The sequence below is a fragment of the Planotetraspora silvatica genome (assembly GCF_016863315.1).
Taxonomy (GTDB): domain Bacteria; phylum Actinomycetota; class Actinomycetes; order Streptosporangiales; family Streptosporangiaceae; genus Planotetraspora; species Planotetraspora silvatica.
In genome coordinates this window covers 71,587-88,726 of the sequence record NZ_BOOQ01000040.1, presented here as the reverse complement: position 1 = coordinate 88,726, position 17,140 = coordinate 71,587, and the positions used below count along the sequence as shown (strand labels likewise).

The following is a 17,140-nucleotide window of genomic DNA, read 5'->3' as shown; positions in this document are numbered from 1 at the left end:
TCGAGTCGGTACGTCGCATCGGCTCTGTTTCGTGAGGTCGTTCCTTGGATGAGGTGGACGAGCGGCGCGAGGGGCACGCCGGCGCGGAGGTCGTGACCCAGCGGCGGCGCAGGCAGGAACGTGCCCTCCGCCGTCGCGAGGCGCTGTTGGGCGCGGCCGCCGATCTGCTGGGGGAGGGCGGCTTCGCCGCCGCGACGCACCGTGCCGTCGCCCGGCGGGCCGGGATCCCCCTCGCGGCGACCACCTACTACTTCGCCGGTCGTGACGAGTTGCTCGCCCAGGCGTTCGCCCTGCTCGTCGAGCGGGAACTGGCCGACATGCGCCTGTCGCTGGAAGACGTGCGCGAGCGGTCTCCCGAGGTTCTCGCGGACAAGCTCGCCACGGTCTACGCCGTCGACCGGCCACGGCAGCTCGGCCTGTGGGAGCTCTATCTGCAGGCGGGCCGGGATCCGGCTCTTCAGGACGTCGCGCGGGCGTGGACGGACGGCTGCGACGAGATCGTCGCGTCGGTGCTCGAACGGGCCGGATACGCCTGCGGGCGGTCCGAGGTCCGGTTCGTCACCACCGTGTTGTCGGGTCTGTGGCTGGAGGACATCGTGGAGGCGCGGCCCGAGGGCCTCGAGCGTGCCCGCGACGTGGTGGCCCGCGCGCTCAATGCCATCAGCTGACCCCTAGGCTCCGTGTCATGATTTTTCACCTTGCACTGGCGGCCGACTGGGAACACGCCGAGAAGGCGGGCGAGTATCGGGTGTCCACCCTCGGCCGCACGCTCGACGAGGAGGGCTTCATCCACGCCTCCGCCGACCTGGCCCAGGCCGAGGGGGTGGCCCGGCGTTTCTATCTGGACGTCACCGAGCCGCTGCTGCTCCTGGCCATCGATGAGAGCCTGCTGAACTGCCCGCTGAAGTTCGAGGTCGCCGAGGGGACGACCGAGGCCTTCCCTCACATCTACGGCCCGATCCCCGTCGCCGCCGTCACCGACGCGACCCCCTTCACCCCCCGCCCGTAGCCACGCACGACCGTCCATGGTGATCACGCACCCTCGGTCGTGATCATGCGCAGGTTCGGCGGAATACCCCTTGAGCTGGTACAACGCGAATCGTGATCATGCACGGATTCGGCATTGGACCGTCCGACCTGGGCGGACACATTCGGTGATCATGCAATCGGCCAGGAAATGCATTTGCGGTAGATCCAGCGATTCGCTACTTATTACCGGTAGATGCCCCAACGGAACCGCGGGGCCGATGATCGATGAGAGGAGGGATAAGCCCATGATCCCCATGATCACTGCGCTTGTGTCCTCCCGGGGCGCGCACCGCGTTTGACCCCGGAACACAGGCGCCCTCACTGGAGTGTGCCTTAACTTGTACCCGAACGACCTGATCATGCGTCCGATCACCGGACGCGAAGAACTCGACCTCTTCTCCCGGCTGCCCTACACCCTCAACGAGGAACTGGCGGACGACCTCGACACCGGCCGCCGACGGCCGCCGTGGATGTGGGTCGCCCTGCGTGGCGACCGTCTCGTGGCCAGGGCCGCCTGGTGGGGCCGGCCAGACGAAGAGTCACCGTCCTTCCTGGACGTCTTCGACGTCGACGACGCGGAACCCGATCGCGTGGACATCGGCGTACGGCTGTTGCGGACGGCCATGCCCGAAACTCTCCGGGCGGGGACGACGCCGCCCGAGTACATGCGGTTCATCCCGCCCGACTGGCACGAAGACGCGGCGTCCAGGGGCGTGGTCGAGGACCGCATGGCGGCGCTGGAAAAGGTCGGTGCCCGCCTGTTCGTCGAACGGCTCCGGCTGGTCTGGCGTCCCGGGACACCGGTTCCCGAGCCGGACGGCCGTCTGGAGTTCCGGCCGGTCCGCGACACCGAAGAGATCCTCGACCTGATGACCCTGACGATGGACGGGACTCTCGACGCGCACGGTCGCGACGACCTGACGCGTTTTTCCGCCCGTGAAGCGGCGGTCAGACATCACGACGACGAGCTCGCGCATTACACGAGCCCGCGGGAGTGGTGGCGGATCGCGACTCTGTCCGGCGGCGAGCCGGTGGGGTTCGTCATCGCGGCCCGCAACGACTACAACCCGATCATCGCCTACATCGGCGTGCTGCCCGCCCACCGCGGCAACGGCTACGTCGACGGCATCCTCGCCGAGGGCACCCGTGTGCTCGCCGGACAGGACGTTCCGCGTATCCGGGCCGCCACGGACGTCGGCAACGTCCCCATGGCGAAGGCCTTCCAGCGGGCCGGGTATGCCAACGACGAACGTCAGATCACGATGACGTGGAGCTGACCAGGGCACCGGGTGTCTGATTCGTTCAAGACGGTGCCATGCGGGTCCCGTAGCGTGACCCGCATGGCACCTTCCTTCAATCTGATCGGCCTCGTGGTGGCCGACATGGGCAAATCACTCGCCTTCTACCGCCACCTCGGGCTCGACATCCCGGCGACGGCCGACGCGGAACCGCACGTCGAGGTGGTACTGCCCGGCGGCATACGGCTCGCGTGGGACGACGTCGAGACCATTCGTTCCTTCGACCCGGCCTGGACACCGCCGAGCGCCGGCTCCAAGATCAGCCTGGCCTTCCTGTGCGACGATCCCGCGGACGTGGACCGCGCCTACGCGGGACTCGTCGAAGCCGGATACGAAGGGCATAACCCTCCGTGGGACGCGTTCTGGGGCCAGCGCTACGCGACCGTGTTCGATCCGGACGGCAACAACGTCGAACTGTTCGCGCCGCTTCCCGTCAGCGGATGAGCGTGCCGAGGGGCACCCCGGTCAGCGCCTTCACGTCACGGGCGAGATGGGCCTGGTCGGCATAACCGGCCACGGCGGCCACGGTCGCGAACGACGTGCCAGTGCGTGCCAGGTCGACCGCGCGGTTCATGCGGAGGATCCGTCCCAAGGTCTTGGGACCGTACCCGAAGGCCGTCAGGCACCGCCGGTGCAACTGCCGCTCGCTGATCCCCGTCGCCTCGGCCACTCCCGCGGCGGGCAGGCCCGCACGCACCAGCGCGACCATGTTCGCCACCACGGGGTCCGGCGGACCCGCCTGCTGGTAGCGATCCCCCGCGACCTGCTCCATCGCCGCGCCGAGATCCGTCAGCGTGCCTGACTCCAGCACCGCGTGCAGGTGGCCGGCCAGCCGCCGGACTCGTACGGCCGGCCACAGATCAGCGAGTGGAACCCGGCGGTCACGCAGCTCGTGCGCGGGCGCTCCGAGGATGGCGGGGCCGGTGCCCGGCGCGAACCGAAGCCCGACATAGCGCGTGCCCGCCGGATCCGAGGCCAGGTGCGCCTCGGTGTCGGGCCCGGCGATCATCAACTCGCCGTCCGCCCAGATGAGGTCCATGCAGCCGTCCGGGAGCACCCGCTGCGCGGACTCCGAAGCCGGCATCACCCGTCGCCACAGGACCGCGCCGGGGACGTGCGAGGCCCGCTCCCGGTACGCACCGGGATCGGGATCCGTCACCACGCCGCCGTCACGCGCGTCCGTCACCGGCACCCGGTCACGACATCCGGGACTCGGCGCCGGACGGGATCCGGACGCGGCAGGCGGGACACACTAGAGGCACAACATCTTCTCCACGCGGCGCGAGGCGAGCCACAACCCGCCCACACCCATGACGGCCAGGTAGGCGATGTTCACCAGGATGCCAGGCCCGACGATTCCCGTGCACAGCGCCCGCACCAACTCGACCGCGTGGTAAAGCGGAGTGAGCTGGATCAGGATCTCCACCCCGACGGGGTAATTCTGCACAGGCGAGAAAGTGCCGGAGAACAGGAACAGCGCGAACTGGCCCGTGCCCAGCAGGTCGAAGTCCTGCCATCCGCGCATCAGCGTGCTGACCCACATGCCGACGGCGCCGAAGGCCAGGCCGACCAGCACGGTCGCCGGGAACGCGGCAAGAGCCCCGGCCACCGTCGTCAGTCCCATCGCGACCATGAACCCCAGGAAGATCGCGGTGTACAGCGAACCGCGGATCACCGCCCAGACGAGCTCACCCACCGCGATCTCGAAGGGCCGCACCGGGGTGGCGAGGACCGCTTCGAACGTCTTCATGTATTTGAGCTTGAAGAAGAAGTTGAACGTGGTCTCCGCCAGCGCGCCGGACATGGCCGACACGGCGAGCATCGCCGGGGCGACGAACGCCGCGTAGGACATGGTCTGCCCGTCGAAGGTCAGATCCCCGACGAGGGCGCCCACCCCCACACCGATGGACAGCAGGTACAGCAGCGGCTCGAAGAAGCCGGATATGAGCACGACCCAGTAGGAGGGGCCCGACCGGAGCGCGCCCACGTTCCGGTTGATCACGGCGCCCACCCGGCCCGGTGAGACCGAGATCCGGGCGGCCACAAGGGTGGTCATCATCAGTCTTCCAGCCTCCGGGCGAACGCTCGTCTCGCCGCCAGCAGCCCGACCACGGCCCACAGCAGCAGATATCCGATGTGCACGACTATCGGCCAGCTCGGCGCGCGGCCGAGCGTGGCGGCCCGGCTCAGCTCCACCGCATGCCACACCGGCGACGCGTACGCCACGGGCCGGATCGCGACGGGAAGCTGCTCGACGGGGAAGAACACGCCGGAGAACAACGTCGCGGGGATCACGACGAACCGGAAGAGCAACGCGAAGTAGCTGTCACTCTCGATCGTGGCGGCGAAGGCGGTGACCGGAGTCACGACCGCGGCCGTCAGCAGGGCGCAGATGGGCAGGGTGGCGAGCGCCCAGGGTGAGTGCAGACCGCCGAAGAAGACGACCACCAGCAGGAACGCCACGATGGAGAGCTGCACCCGGAAGATCATGTAGAGCAGGTGCCCGTGGACGATGTCCTTCGGCTGGACCGGCGCGGCGCGCATGGCGTGGTAGGCCCGCACCCATTTGAAATCGCCCAGGACCGGATAGGTCGACTCGCCGACGCAGATCTGGAACGCCGTGGAAACGAGCACTCCGGGGACGATCCACGACAGGTAGTCGACTCCCTCGATGGATCCGACGTATCCGCCGACACCGATGCCGATGCTGACGAGGAACAGGATCGGCAGGATGAACGACGAGAAGACCGATGCCTGCCAGAGCCGCCGGTAGAGCGTCAGATAACGCTCCACGACGGCGACGACGGGACGCAGCGGGCGCGGATCGCCGGCGCCCCTCACCGTGGTCGTTTCCGTGGTCATCGTCAGTCCACCAGCGTCCGGCCGGTCAGGTGCAGGAACACGTCTTCCAGGGTGGAGCGGCGCACGAGCACGCTCGCCGGTGACAGGCCGCGGCGGTGCACCTCGGCCACGGCGGCGTCGCCGTCGTCGGCGTAGAGGAGCACCCTGTCGGGCAGCGGGTCGACCCGCTCGCCGATCCCGTCGAGCTTGGCGGCGTACTGGGCGTTGGAGTCGAGCCCGTCGGCGAAGCGCAACTCGACGACCTCGGCCGTCGAATAGTTCTCGATGAGCGCGCGCGGGGAGCCCTCAGCGACGATCTTCCCGCCGTCCATGACGACGAGCCGGTCGCATAACTGCTCCGCCTCGTCCATGTAGTGCGTGGTCAGCACCAGGGTGGTGCCGCGCTGCTTGAGCCGGAACAGGCGCTCCCACACCAGATGGCGGGCCTGCGGGTCGAGGCCGGTCGTGGGCTCGTCGAGCAGCACCAGGTCGGGCTCGTTGACCATCGCCCTGGCGATCGTCAGGCGCCGCTTCATGCCGCCGGACAGCGGCTCCACCTTGCCGTTGGCCCGGTCGGACAGCTGGACGAACTCCAGAAGCTCGTCGGCCCGCCTGCGCGCCTCGGCCCTGCTCACCCCGAAATAGCGCGCATAGGTCGTCAGGTTCTCCCGGACGGACAGATCGGGATCGAGGTTGTCCAGCTGCGGGCAGACTCCGAGCCTGGCCCGGATCCGGGTGCCGTCGCGAACCGGATCCATCCCCAGGATGCGCAGCTCACCGGCGGTCGGCGTGGAAACGCAGCCGATCATGCGCATCGTCGAGGACTTACCGGCGCCGTTGGGCCCGAGGAAGCCGAAGGCCTCACCCGGAGCCACCTCCAGGTCGATCCCGTCGACGGCGGTGAAGTCCCCGAAGCGCTTGACCAGGCCGCGAGCAGAGATCAGAGATTGGTCAGCCACGTGTCGAGACCTTAACCAACGGCACCGACATTTCCGCAACAGGTTTTCAGCCGCCACCATGGCCGGGCACCGGGCGCACGGTCCGCGCCGTTCACCGCCCCTGCGGTGGATCAGCGTCTCCGCCGGGCCATAAGCTCTCGATATGAGCGGGTTCGAGTTAGGCACCGACGGCCCTCAGGTGATCGTCGTGGGAATCGACGGCTCGGACACCTCGATGCGCGCGACGGCCTACGCGTGGGGGCTCGCCCGCCGGCAGGGCTCCCGGCTGGTCTTCGTGTTCGCCGCCTCCTCCAACACGATCACCTCGTTCCTGCCCGATGCCACCGCCTCCGCCATCATGGCCGGCCAGGAGGTGGCGACCGATCTGGTCGAGCGGGTGAGCAGGGTCTCGGAGACCATCCATCCCCCGGTTCCGTACACCTTCCGCGTCGAGCAGGGCGACGCCGCGTCCATGCTGATCCGCGTCGCCGACGAGGTCAGAGCCGACGCCGTCGTCGTCGGCGCCTCGGTTCAGGCGGGTCACCGCATCATGGGCTCGGTGGCGATCCGCCTCGTCCGCGCCGGCCGGTGGCCCGTGACCGTCGTGCCCTGAGCACTAGTCGTGCCCTGAGCAGTATCAGTGCGCCGTGAGTTCCTGAGCGCTGTGAGTTCTGAGCGTCATGGATGCCACGACCGGGAGAACCCGCCCTCACCGTTCCCAATCACCGTTCTCCGTCGCGCCGTCACCTGTAGGCCGGCGACGCCTCTTCGGGCGCACGACCCCGCCCGCATCCAGCTCATGACGGGCTCGCAATCGTCCCGCCGCCTGAGGCCGCGGCGTGGCCCGGCGCTCTGCCGTTCACGCGTCTGCGGATCGCCTCCCGGATGAACCCCCAGCCAGGAAAGCCGGTCCGGTCGACCGATCACTACCGACAATTTCCAGTGTCTTGACACTATTACTTGTCGGTGGAATGGTAGGGGGCATGTTCGAGGTGGCGGTGATCGAGGATGCGGCGGCGGCTGAGGTGTCGCTGGATCCGGTGCGGGCGCGGTTGCTGGCGGAGTTGGCGGTGGCGGGGTCGGCGACGATGCTGGCGGCGAAGGTGGGGTTGCCGCGGCAGAAGGTGAATTATCACCTGAGGGCGTTGGAGCGGCATGGTCTGGTGGAGTTGGTGGAGGAGCGCCGTAAGGGCAATATGACCGAGCGGGTGATGCGGGCGACGGCGGCGTCGTATGTGATCTCGCCGGCGGCGTTGGCGGCGGTGCAGCCGGATCCGTCGCGTTCGCCGGATCGGTTGTCGGCGCGGTGGTTGCTGGCGGTGGCGGCGCGGTTGGTGCGGGACGTGGGTGTGCTGATCACGGGCGCGGCGGCGGCGCGCAGGCGGGTGGCCACGTTCGCTCTGGACGGGGAGGTCCGCTTCGCGTCGGCGGCCGACCGGGCGGCGTTCGCGGAGGAGTTGGCGGGTGCGGTGGCGGCGCTGGTCGGCAAGTACCACGACGAGACCGCCGAGGGCGGGCGTGACCACCGGGTGATCGTCGCCGTCCACCCCACCGTCCATCGCGCCCCGGACATCGGCCCCGCGAACGTCCCCTCCGTGGACACGGACGGGTCGCCCGACCCGGACATCACTACAGAAGGTAAGGAGTCTTGATATGACGCACCCGTTCGAGGTAAACGAGGAAATCGAGCTGAACGCCACCCCTGAGCAGGTGTGGGAGGCGATCTCCAGCGGGCCGGGCGTCGACTCCTGGTTCATGGGACACACCGAGATCGAGCCGCGGGAGGGCGGCAGGGGCCACATGACCCTGATGGGTTTCACCGCCCATTCCACCGTGACCGCATGGGAGCCGGGCAAGCGGTTCGCCTATCGCGGCGACGAGAACCCCGACGGCACGTTCATGGCGTTCGAATACATCATCGAGGGGCGTGAGGGAAGCGGCACCACCCTCAGGTTCGTGCACAGCGGCTTCCTCGGCGACGACTGGGAGGCGGAGTACGACGCGCTGTCCAAGGGCGACGGCATGTACCTGCGCAAGCTCGCCGCCTACCTCGAGCACTTCTCCGGCCGGACCTCCACGTCCAACCTGTTCGCTCCAGGTCCGCAGGTGGCCGACGCCGAGCGGGCCCTCCGGATCGTCACCGCCGCGCTCGGGCTGACCGGCACGCCCGCCGTTGGCGACAGCGTCACGCTCGGCGTCGACGGGCTCGTGCCGGAGGAGGGTATCGTCGTCTTCGCCGACCTGCCCGGCTCCGTGATCGTGGTCACTCGCGACGCGCTCTACACCTTCATCCACGGCTACCAGGAGTCCGTCTTCGTGGAACGCCACGGCTTCTCGGACGAGGCGGACGCCAAGAAGGCCGAGCAGGCCTGGCAGTCCTGGCTCTCACACGCCTTCGCCTGACACCCGCCCGGTACGGCCTGGGCCCCCGGAGGACTTCGCCCCGGGGGCCCACCTCGACCAATGATGATCATGGAGAGCGGACGACAGGGGCACCATGACCGGCTCGGGGACCGGCCAGAAGGCCCGGAGACGGGGAATGCGCCGGGTCGGCCGTTGTCAGCCGGGACCGTCCAGCACATCACGGCCGGGAGCGGCGACATCGAGGTTGCGCAGACCGTCGAGGACGCGTAGCAGCGTCATCTCATCCGGCCCCGCGGCCCGCTCGGCCTGCGGATGTTGCCGGACCCTCCGGGGCAGGCCCCTGTACGCGTCGTCGGCGCCGGCCGGGCCCTTCCTCCGGCCGATGGCGGCCGCGACGCGGGCCGGCCTGGCGGCGGATCTTGCCAGAACGGGCGGCGGGAGAGGGACCTCGCACCAGACGATCTTCCCCCGGTCGCGCGCGGTGTAGTGGCCCCAGCTCGTCGACAACGTGCCGACGAGGGCGAGCCCCCGACCGCCCTCGGCGGACGTGTCGTTCTCGGCCACCACCGGCGCCCGCTCACTCCCGTCCCACACCTCGATGAACAGGCTGCGCGGGCCGGAGGAGACGCGCAGCCGGAGCGCGACCATCCGCAACGCCACAGGGAACATCGACGACGCGATCGGGGCGTTGCGGACGAGGTTGGTGGCGTGCACGGCGTTGGTCACCAGCTCCGACACCAGTAGTTCGGCGGTGTCGGCGAGGTTGGCCAGCTCCCACCTGCCGAGTTGACAGCGCACGAAGGCCCGGGCCCGTCTCGGCGCGGTCAGCGCGGAGCCGAACACCCTGTCGGCGACCCGCCGGTCGCCATGGGACGAGAACGGTGAGGTCAACATCCTCGGAGTGACTCCCGGAAGGCCCCGGCGGACGCGGGCTGCGGGAGCAGCCGAGGAAGACGCATGCCTCCGATCATCTGTCATGGAACGTTGAGAAGTGACGGGGTTTTCAGGATTCAGACAAGTTTCTTGTCGGATGCGCTCATGTCATCACCGAACAGGACGAAGTCCGTCGAACACGATGTCGAGCGCCCGAAGCCGGACGTCCGGACTCACCCGCTCCGCCGCCCGGGATGCTCCGATCAGCAACGCGATCAACTCGGCCGGACCGATGTCCGTACGGACGGCTCCGGCCTGCTGCGCGCGGACCAGCAACGTCTCGACGGTGGCCGCCAGTTCCGCCCCGACCACGGACGGCTCCTCGCCGCCGCCCGCGACCGCGGCCTCCGACAGCACGTCGGCGTAGGCGCTCTGTGTCGCCGCCTGCTCCACCGCGTAGGTGAAGAACCCGTAGAACGCCGGGCCCGCCTGAGCCTCCGACAACGCCGCCGCCTTGTCGGCCAGTTTGCGCACCCGGGCGAGGAAGACCGCCTCGATCAGCGATTCCTTCACGGGGAAATGGCGGAAGACGGTGCCGATGCCGACGCCGGCCTCCTTCGCCACATCCTCCGTGGAGGCAGACAGGCCCTGGGCCGCGAAGACGGATTCGGCCGCGTCGAGGATCTTCGCGCGGTTTCGCTGGGCGTCCGCTCGCAGCGGCCGTCCCTCACCCATTGACAAACGGAGTCGTCGCTCCGTATTTTCTAAGCGGAGTCACGACTCCGAGTGTACGGCATGCAGTCCGGACCCCACGGAAAGGAATCAGGACGTCATGACCCTCACCCCACGCGACGCCTTCACCCGGTGGCAGCACGCCGTGCTGTCCGGTTTCCCGGAAGACGCCGACACGGACCGTGCGACGAGCACGGCCGGCCCCACGGCGTACGGCGGCGACCTCGCGGACGACCTGGTGGTCGAGTGGCCCTTCAACCCGCCGGGACGGCCGCGCCGCGTCGAGGGCAGAGCAGCGTTCGAGGCGATCGCCGGGCCCGGCCGGGCCGCACTGCCTGTGCGGTTCGAGGAGTTTCGCGACCTCGTCATCCATGAGACCGCCGATCCCGAGGTGATCATCGCCGAATACCTTCTCGCGGGCACGGTGCTCACGACCGGCCGCCAGGCGTCGGCGGGGTTCGTCACCGTTCTCCGCGTCCGTGACGGGAAGGTCGTGCACGTCCGGGAGTATCAGGATGGGGCGGCCATGGCCGCGGCGCTCGGCGAACTGCCCGGATGACGGCGTGGCGGCGTGACGGCATGGCGGATGATGGCTGCGGGCGGCGCCGGGCGATGGGCGGCGCGGGCGGAGAGTGCGGCCGGAGGCCGTGTGGGCCTGTCGCCGCGGCCGCCGGTCATACCTGACGCCGGTCATACCTGACGGCGGATGACAGGAAGATGCGGCATGGTCGAGACATGACGAATCACGCGACGGGCATGTTCGACATCACCGGTTGGGAAGAGGTGGCCACCGAGGAGAAGACAGGCGCCACGATCGGGCGGACGCGCATCACCAAGGCATTCCGCGGCGACCTCGAGGGCACCAGCACCACCGAGATCATGACCGTCGGCACCGAGGCCGGCCCTGCGGCCTACGTCGGCATCGAGCATGTCGAAGGAACCCTCGGCGGCCGCAAGGGCACCTTCGTCCTGCAGCACAGCGCGGGCGGCGGCGACGACGACGGCAAGCCCTGGATGCGATGGCTGATCGTCTCCACCTCGGGAACCGGTGAACTCACCGGGCTGCGCGGCGAGGGCCGGATCGAGATCCTGGAGGACGGCGGCCACGCCTACACGCTCGACTACGCCGTGGAGTAGGCCACAGCCCCCCGGCCGGGACCTCACGCAGGCCCGATCATGTTCCGGCGAGAAGCCTGTCCTCCTCCTCCGGGGACAGGCCTACGGACAGCGGCGGCAGGCCCCGCTCGCGATCCCAGGCCAGGACGTCGGCGGCGGTGACGGCCAACGGCGTCGCGGGCATGCCGGCCGCACGGGCGCGCGCGGCGCTGCGCTGGAACGTCAGCCCCCAGACCGGGTCGGTGCGCACCAGCGGGAACCGGGGCGGCGCCGACTCGGGCGGCACCGGCACGATCTCGACGTGGGCGCCGGCCGCGGCCGCGCACGTCTCGACGAGCCCGGCCAGCGTCACCGCTTCGGCCGGACCCACCGCGTTGAAGGCCCCCGGCCGGTCGTCGGCGAGCAGGCGCAGGACGAGGCGGGCGAGGTCACGTGAGTCGACCACCTGCACCGGCTGTTCGGGACGTCCGGGCAGGGCGACCCGTCCACCGCGCGCGGCCCGGCGCACCCAGTACGTGAACAGGTCCTGGTTGTCGTACGGCCCGGCCACGACCCCGGGCCGCACGATCGTCGCCCGCTGCCCGAACCTGTCCAGCAGGTCGTCCTCGCAGGCCACCTTGAGCGGTCCGTAGGTGTCGGCCCCGATCTGTTCGGTGTCCCGCTCGGCCGGGAGGCGCGGCGCGTCCTCGTCCGAGCCCGGCCCGTAACCGGGCCGGTAGACCGCGTTGCTGGAGATGAACAGGTACCGGCCGACCTGCTCGCCGATCGCGTCGGAGGCCTGCCGTACGTGCCGGGGCACGTAGCCGCTGACGTCCACCACCGCGTCCCAGGCACCGTCACGCAGCGCCGTGTAGTCGCCGGCGTCACGGTCGCCGATGCGGCGCGGCAGGTCGGGGAACAACTCGGGGCCGGTTCTGCCGCGGGAGAAGAGAGTCACGTCGGCGCCGGTCTGCCGCGCTTCGTCGACGATGGCCCGGCCCACGAACGAGGTGCCGCCCAGAATCAGAATCCGCATAGCGGCGGATGGTAGTCCTGCCGCGTCCCCGCTGCCCCGGTGGCACGCGTCGCGATGTCCTGCCGGAGACAGGGGATTACGCCCGCGATAAGAGCTTTACTCGGGGTTGTGACGCTCGAGGTATCTCGTCCTCGGACACCCACCGTAGCCTGACGACTACCGTCAAGGAGCGTCACATGTCCGTCGCATCGCTCGAGCAGGTCGCACGTGAGGCCTTCGCCCGCCGGAACACCGCCGGCGGCGCTCTGGCGCGCGACGCGGAGCTGATCACCCGCACGGCCCGTGACATGGCCGTGCGGTTCCGCCGCGGCGGGAAGCTCATCGTCTTCGGCAGCGGAGGGGCGGGCACCGACGCCGCCCACGTCGCCGTCGAGTTCATGCACCCCGTCATCGTGGGCAAACCGGCGTTGCCCGCCATGGCGCTCAGCAACGACGCCGCGACGGTCTCCGCGGTCGGCACCGACGACGGGATTGCCGAGGTGTTCGCCCATCAGGTGCGCCACTGGGCGGACCCGGGCGACATCGCGCTGGGGATCTCCCGGGACGGCGGATGCTCCGCCGTACGGCAGGGCCTTGCGGCCGCCCGTGATCTGGGCCTGCTGACCGTCGCCCTGACGGGTGCACACCATGCAGACCGTGCGGACCATGCAGATCGTGCCGGACCCATGACGCGCGCCGACCACGTCATAGCCGTCGCCTCGACCGACCCCGCCGTGGTCAAAGAGATCCACGTCACGACCTATCACCTGCTGTGGGAACTGGTCCACGTCTTTCTCGAACAGGGCGGGGAGGCCCTCACATGAACGAACCCACCGGCGAGCCCGGCGGCCGTCCGCGCGACGGCTCGGATAACGGCTCGGACGACCGCTTGAGCGACCTCTTCATCGGCGAATTCGGCGAGATCGGCGACCCTGACGACCCCGACGACGCTTTCGGCGGCCCGGCTGACGACTGCCACTCGACCGGAGGCTGCGTCACGTGTTCCGACGAGGCCATACCGGTCACGGTCGTGCGCCTGAAGTACCGGGACATGGCGGTCGTCGACACCGGCGACGGCGAGCCGGAGGAGGTCAGCGTGGCGCTGGTGGAGACCGCCGTGGGCGACACCATCCTGGTGCACGCCAAGGAGGCGATCGCCGTCGTCACGAGGGTGGACGACGATGGGTGCCGCTGAGGACCCGGCACGCGGCCGGGGGATGCGGGAGCTGTACCCGTTCCTCTACGAGGTCTCCGCCGACCCGGCCCCGGTCTGGGCCGACGCCACCCGGTCCTCCGAGGGCAAGGCCACCGAGATCGTGCTGCTGCGCCGCCGGATGGCCGAGTTGTGCGGCGACCGCGTCGCCGTGTGCGCCGAGCGGATGGCCGGCGCCTTCGCCGGAGGCGGGCGGATGTTCACGTTCGGCAACGGCGGAAGCAGCACCGACGCCCAGGAGGTGGCGACCGCGTTCCTGCGTCCCGCCCATGGCCGTCCGCTGCCCGCCCTGTCGCTGACCACCGACGTCGCCGTCGTCACGGCACTGTCCAACGACGTGGGCTTCGACGCGGTCTTCGCCCGCCAACTCGCCGCGCTCGGCCGCCGCGGCGACGTCGCGCTCGGGCTGTCCACCAGCGGGGGCTCGGCCAACGTGGCCCGGGCCTTCGAGGAGGCGGCACGCCGGGGCATGCTCACGGTCGGCCTGGCCGGCGGGCACGGCGGGATGCTCACCGAACTTTCCGAAGCAGGGGTGCTCGACCACCTCTTCGTCGTCCCGTCGTCGTCGGTGCACCGCATCCAGGAGACGCAGACGACGGTCTACCACGTGCTGTGGGAGGTCATCCAGCACGTCCTGGCCGGCCGTCCGGCGGCGGAGCACGACTGTGCCGCGGCCACGCCGGCGTCCAGCCCACCGTGACCGGGCAGACCGGCACACCGGGGAAGGCGCACCCGCAGATCACGCGACGAACCCGGCACGAGGCACGGCGTCCGAAGCCCTAGACAGCCAGACACAGCCAGCGACAGTCACCGACACGGTATCGAGACGGGGAGGCGTCATGACAACGCCGACGAAGTCAGCGACCAGCAAGCAGCGCAAGCAGGAAGAGCCGGTCATCCACATTCTCTGGATGAACGCCGGCCTGAGCTGTGACGGCGATTCCGTGGCCCTCACCGCCGCGACCCAGCCGAGCATCGAGGACATCGTGCTCGGCGTGTTCCCCGGGCTGCCCAAGGTGGCCGTGCACTGGCCTCTGATCGACTACGAGTCCGGCCCGATGCAGGGCGCCGACGCCTTCATCGAATGGTTCTTCAAGGCCGCGCGCGGCGAACTCGACCCGTTCGTCCTCGTCGTCGAGGGGTCGATCCCCAACGAGTCGCTCAAGCGGGAGGGCTACTGGACCGGGTTCGGCAACAACCCCGACACCGGCCAGCCCATGACGGTCCCCGAATGGCTCGACCGGCTCGCGCCGAACGCGACCGGCATCATCGCCGCGGGCACGTGCGCCACCTACGGCGGCATCCACGCCATGGCGGGCAACCCGACCGGTGCCATGGGCGTGGCCGACTACCTCGGCTGGGACTGGCGGTCGAAGGCCGGCCTGCCCATCGTCAACGTGCCCGGCTGCCCCATCCAGCCGGACAACCTGTCGGAGACCGTGCTCTACCTGCTCTACCAGCTCGCCGGGCAGGCGCCGATGATCCCGCTGGACCAGGCGCTCCGCCCGACCTGGCTGTTCACCGCCACCGTCCACGAGGGCTGCGACCGGGCGGGCTACTACGAGCAGGGCCAGTTCGCCACCGAGTACGGCACACCCGAGTGCCTCGTCAAGATCGGCTGCTGGGGGCCGGTCGTGAAGTGCAACGTCCCCAAACGCGGCTGGATGAACGGCATCGGCGGCTGCCCCAACGTCGGCGGCATCTGCATCGCCTGCACCATGCCGGGCTTCCCGGACAAGTTCATGCCCTTCATGGACGAGCCGCCCGGCGCGCACGTCTCCTCCACCATCAGCGAAGCGTACGGCTCGGTCATCCGGACGCTGCGCGGCTTCACGTTCAGAACCGTCGACAAAGAGCCGAAGTGGCGCAGGAAGGGCCGCGAGCTGCTCACCGGATACAAGGCGCCCTGGAGCTGACATGACGACCTCATCGGAGCAAGGCCGTGAGCTGGTCGAGATGGCCTGGGATCCCATCACCCGGATCGTCGGCAGTCTCGGCGTCTACTGCAAGATCGACTTCGCCAATCGGCAGGTGGCCGAGTGTTACAGCACCTCGTCCATCTTCCGCGGCTACAGCATCTTCATGAAGGGCAAGGACCCCCGCGACGCCCACTTCATCACCAGCAGGATCTGCGGCATCTGCGGCGACAACCACGCCACCTGCTCGGTCTACGCGCAGAACATGGCCTACGGCGTACGCCCGCCGCACCTCGCCGAATGGATCATCAACTGCGGCGAGGCCGCCGAATACATGTTCGACCACAACATCTACCAGGAGAACCTGGTGGGGGTGGACTACTGCGAGAAGATGGTCCGCGAGACCAACCCCGGCGTCCTGGCCAAGGCCGAGCGGACCGAGGCGCCGCACGCCGAGGACCACGGCTACAAGACGATCGCCGACATCATGCGCTCGCTCAACCCCCTGGAGGGGGACTTCTACCGCGAGGCGCTGGCGATGAGCCGCCTCACCCGCGAGATGTTCTGCCTGATGGAGGGCAGGCACGTGCATCCCTCCACCCTCTACCCGGGCGGGGTCGGCACGGTCGCGACCGTGCAGTTGTTCACCGACTACATGACCCGGCTGATGCGCTACGTCGAGTTCATGAAGCGGGTCGTGCCGATGCACGACGACCTGTTCGACTTCTTCTACGACGCGCTGCCCGGCTACGAGAACGTCGGCCGCCGCCGTGTGCTGCTCGGCTGCTGGGGAAGCCTGAACGACCCCGACCACTGCGACTTCACCTACGAGAACATGGGCGACTGGGGCCGGAAGATGTTCGTCACGCCGGGCGTCATCGTCGACGGACGGCTGGTCACCAACGACCTCGTCGACATCAACCTCGGCATCCGCATCCTGCTCGGCAGTTCCTACTACGACGACTGGGTGGGCGCCACCGACCCGTTCGTCACCCACGACCCGCTCGGCAACCCCGTCGACATCCGCCATCCGTGGAACCAGCACACCATCCCGCGGCCGCAGAAACGCGACTTCACCGACAAGTACAGCTGGGTCATGTCACCCCGCTGGTTCGACGGGAAGGACATGCTCGCCCTCGACACCGGCGGCGGACCCATCGCGCGGCTGTGGTCGACGGCGCTCAACGGGCTCGTCGACATCGGTTACGTCAAGTCCACCGGGCACAGCGTGCTGATCAACCTCCCGCGGACGGCCACCAAGCCGGAGAAGACGTTCGAGTGGAAGATCCCGACGTACAAGGGTGAGCCGCTGTCCAACGCCCTCGAACGCAATCGCGCGCGTTCCTACTTCCAGGCCTACGTCGCGGCCTGCGCGCTCCACTTCGCCGAGCAGGGCCTCAACGAGGTACGGCAGGGCCGCACGCAGACCTGGGAGCCGTTCACCGTTCCCGACGAGGCGATCAGCTGCGGGTTCACCGAGGCCGTCCGCGGCGTCCTGTCCCACCACATGGTCATCAGGAACGGCAAGATCGCCAACTACCATCCGTACCCGCCGACGCCGTGGAACGCCAGCGTCCGCGACAGCTACGGCACGCCCGGGCCGTACGAGGACGCGGTGCAGAACACGCCCATCTTCGAGGAGAACTCCCCGGAGAACTTCAAGGGCATCGACATCATGCGCGCCATCCGCAGCTTCGACCCGTGCCTGCCGTGCGGCGTGCACATGTACCTCGGCGAAGGGAAGCTGCTGCGCACGTTGCACAGCCCCCACGCCTTCACCGCGCCGTGACCGGCGCCCGGTGACCGGCTGACGACCGACTGACGGA

Annotated in this window: 21 protein-coding genes; 14 read left to right on the top strand and 7 right to left on the bottom strand. The window is 69.3% G+C overall.

The genetic code is table 11. The features are described 5' to 3' along the window. The first annotated feature begins 53 nt into the window (after nucleotides 1-53). The 4 genes from Psi02_RS27980 (at nucleotide 54) to Psi02_RS27965 (ending at nucleotide 2,771) form a co-directional block, all read left to right on the top strand. A complete protein-coding gene (locus tag Psi02_RS27980; RefSeq protein ID WP_239095224.1) occupies nucleotides 54-668 on the top strand; it encodes a TetR/AcrR family transcriptional regulator in 615 nt (204 codons plus the stop codon). Between the two features lie 17 nt (nucleotides 669-685). Continuing rightward, nucleotides 686-1,009: a DUF952 domain-containing protein gene (locus Psi02_RS27975; RefSeq protein WP_203978704.1), complete on the top strand. Its 324-nt coding sequence runs from the start codon at nucleotides 686-688 to the stop codon at nucleotides 1,007-1,009. Nucleotides 1,010-1,367: 358 nt separating this feature from the next. Next, nucleotides 1,368-2,306: a GNAT family N-acetyltransferase gene (locus Psi02_RS27970; RefSeq protein WP_239095211.1), complete on the top strand. Its 939-nt coding sequence runs from the start codon at nucleotides 1,368-1,370 to the stop codon at nucleotides 2,304-2,306. Between the two features lie 63 nt (nucleotides 2,307-2,369). Continuing rightward, nucleotides 2,370-2,771 (top strand): VOC family protein, encoded by a 402-nt coding sequence (locus tag Psi02_RS27965; RefSeq protein WP_203978702.1) that lies wholly within the window; start codon nucleotides 2,370-2,372, stop codon nucleotides 2,769-2,771. Here Psi02_RS27965 and Psi02_RS27960 read toward each other — a convergent pair. The 4 genes from Psi02_RS27960 to Psi02_RS27945 are packed head-to-tail and all read right to left on the bottom strand — an operon-like array spanning nucleotide 2,761 to nucleotide 6,127. Then, on the bottom strand, nucleotides 2,761-3,519 hold the full coding sequence (locus Psi02_RS27960; protein ID WP_203978695.1) for a helix-turn-helix transcriptional regulator: 759 nt from the start codon (nucleotides 3,517-3,519) through the stop codon (nucleotides 2,761-2,763). The two genes, Psi02_RS27965 and Psi02_RS27960, sit on opposite strands and share 11 nt — an antisense overlap. Nucleotides 3,520-3,579: 60 nt before the next feature. Beyond that, complete coding sequence (locus Psi02_RS27955; protein WP_203978694.1) at nucleotides 3,580-4,386, bottom strand: ABC transporter permease; 807 nt, start codon at nucleotides 4,384-4,386, stop codon at nucleotides 3,580-3,582. Next, on the bottom strand, nucleotides 4,386-5,189 hold the full coding sequence (locus Psi02_RS27950) for an ABC transporter permease (protein WP_203978686.1): 804 nt from the start codon (nucleotides 5,187-5,189) through the stop codon (nucleotides 4,386-4,388). Before Psi02_RS27950 ends, Psi02_RS27955 begins: the two co-directional genes overlap by 1 nt. A gap of 2 nt (nucleotides 5,190-5,191) precedes the next feature. Further along, complete coding sequence (locus tag Psi02_RS27945) at nucleotides 5,192-6,127, bottom strand: ABC transporter ATP-binding protein (RefSeq protein ID WP_239095210.1); 936 nt, start codon at nucleotides 6,125-6,127, stop codon at nucleotides 5,192-5,194. 142 nt (nucleotides 6,128-6,269) lie between these two features. Between Psi02_RS27945 and Psi02_RS27940 the strand changes: the two genes are divergently transcribed. The 3 genes from Psi02_RS27940 to Psi02_RS27930 all read left to right on the top strand — a co-directional run bounded on the left by Psi02_RS27940 (nucleotide 6,270) and on the right by Psi02_RS27930 (nucleotide 8,509). Then, the gene (locus tag Psi02_RS27940) at nucleotides 6,270-6,719 is read left to right on the top strand and encodes a universal stress protein (protein ID WP_203978670.1); all 450 of its coding nucleotides are present in this window, start codon (nucleotides 6,270-6,272) and stop codon (nucleotides 6,717-6,719) included. A 370-nt stretch (nucleotides 6,720-7,089) separates the two neighbouring features. Continuing rightward, nucleotides 7,090-7,758, top strand: a complete 669-nt coding sequence (locus tag Psi02_RS40815; protein WP_203978668.1) for a winged helix-turn-helix domain-containing protein — start codon at nucleotides 7,090-7,092, stop codon at nucleotides 7,756-7,758. 1 nt (nucleotide 7,759) lies between these two features. Continuing rightward, nucleotides 7,760-8,509 carry an SRPBCC family protein gene (locus Psi02_RS27930; protein WP_203978666.1) on the top strand — a complete coding sequence of 250 codons (750 nt, stop codon included), beginning with the start codon at nucleotides 7,760-7,762 and terminating at the stop codon, nucleotides 8,507-8,509. Between the two features lie 156 nt (nucleotides 8,510-8,665). On the opposite strand, the gene Psi02_RS27925 is transcribed toward Psi02_RS27930, so the two are convergent. Further along, nucleotides 8,666-9,364 carry an ATP-binding protein gene (locus tag Psi02_RS27925; RefSeq protein WP_203978656.1) on the bottom strand — a complete coding sequence of 233 codons (699 nt, stop codon included), beginning with the start codon at nucleotides 9,362-9,364 and terminating at the stop codon, nucleotides 8,666-8,668. Between the two features lie 150 nt (nucleotides 9,365-9,514). Continuing rightward, on the bottom strand, nucleotides 9,515-10,078 hold the full coding sequence (locus Psi02_RS27920) for a TetR/AcrR family transcriptional regulator (protein ID WP_203978649.1): 564 nt from the start codon (nucleotides 10,076-10,078) through the stop codon (nucleotides 9,515-9,517). A gap of 97 nt (nucleotides 10,079-10,175) precedes the next feature. Between Psi02_RS27920 and Psi02_RS27915 the strand changes: the two genes are divergently transcribed. Together Psi02_RS27915 and Psi02_RS27910 are read left to right on the top strand one after the other, a co-directional pair. Next, nucleotides 10,176-10,634, top strand: a complete 459-nt coding sequence (locus Psi02_RS27915; protein WP_203978648.1) for a nuclear transport factor 2 family protein — start codon at nucleotides 10,176-10,178, stop codon at nucleotides 10,632-10,634. Nucleotides 10,635-10,810: 176 nt separating this feature from the next. Then, on the top strand, nucleotides 10,811-11,212 hold the full coding sequence (locus Psi02_RS27910) for a DUF3224 domain-containing protein (protein ID WP_203978647.1): 402 nt from the start codon (nucleotides 10,811-10,813) through the stop codon (nucleotides 11,210-11,212). 37 nt (nucleotides 11,213-11,249) lie between these two features. On the opposite strand, the gene Psi02_RS27905 is transcribed toward Psi02_RS27910, so the two are convergent. Next, on the bottom strand, nucleotides 11,250-12,206 hold the full coding sequence (locus tag Psi02_RS27905; RefSeq protein WP_203978646.1) for an NAD-dependent epimerase/dehydratase family protein: 957 nt from the start codon (nucleotides 12,204-12,206) through the stop codon (nucleotides 11,250-11,252). Between the two features lie 176 nt (nucleotides 12,207-12,382). On the opposite strand from Psi02_RS27905, the gene Psi02_RS27900 reads away from it, so the two are divergent. From Psi02_RS27900 to Psi02_RS27880, 5 genes are all read left to right on the top strand, one after another. Then, the gene (locus Psi02_RS27900) at nucleotides 12,383-13,009 is read left to right on the top strand and encodes a D-sedoheptulose-7-phosphate isomerase (RefSeq protein WP_203978645.1); all 627 of its coding nucleotides are present in this window, start codon (nucleotides 12,383-12,385) and stop codon (nucleotides 13,007-13,009) included. Then, nucleotides 13,006-13,380: a HypC/HybG/HupF family hydrogenase formation chaperone gene (locus tag Psi02_RS27895; protein WP_203978644.1), complete on the top strand. Its 375-nt coding sequence runs from the start codon at nucleotides 13,006-13,008 to the stop codon at nucleotides 13,378-13,380. Before Psi02_RS27900 ends, Psi02_RS27895 begins: the two co-directional genes overlap by 4 nt. After that, a complete protein-coding gene (locus tag Psi02_RS27890; RefSeq protein ID WP_203978643.1) occupies nucleotides 13,367-14,098 on the top strand; it encodes a D-sedoheptulose-7-phosphate isomerase in 732 nt (243 codons plus the stop codon). Before Psi02_RS27895 ends, Psi02_RS27890 begins: the two co-directional genes overlap by 14 nt. Nucleotides 14,099-14,237: 139 nt before the next feature. Beyond that, nucleotides 14,238-15,314: an NADH-quinone oxidoreductase subunit B family protein gene (locus Psi02_RS27885; protein WP_203978642.1), complete on the top strand. Its 1,077-nt coding sequence runs from the start codon at nucleotides 14,238-14,240 to the stop codon at nucleotides 15,312-15,314. A 1-nt stretch (nucleotide 15,315) separates the two neighbouring features. Further along, entirely contained in the window at nucleotides 15,316-17,103 is a 1,788-nt protein-coding gene (locus tag Psi02_RS27880) for a nickel-dependent hydrogenase large subunit (protein ID WP_203978641.1), read from the top strand. The last annotated feature ends 37 nt before the right edge of the window (nucleotides 17,104-17,140 follow it).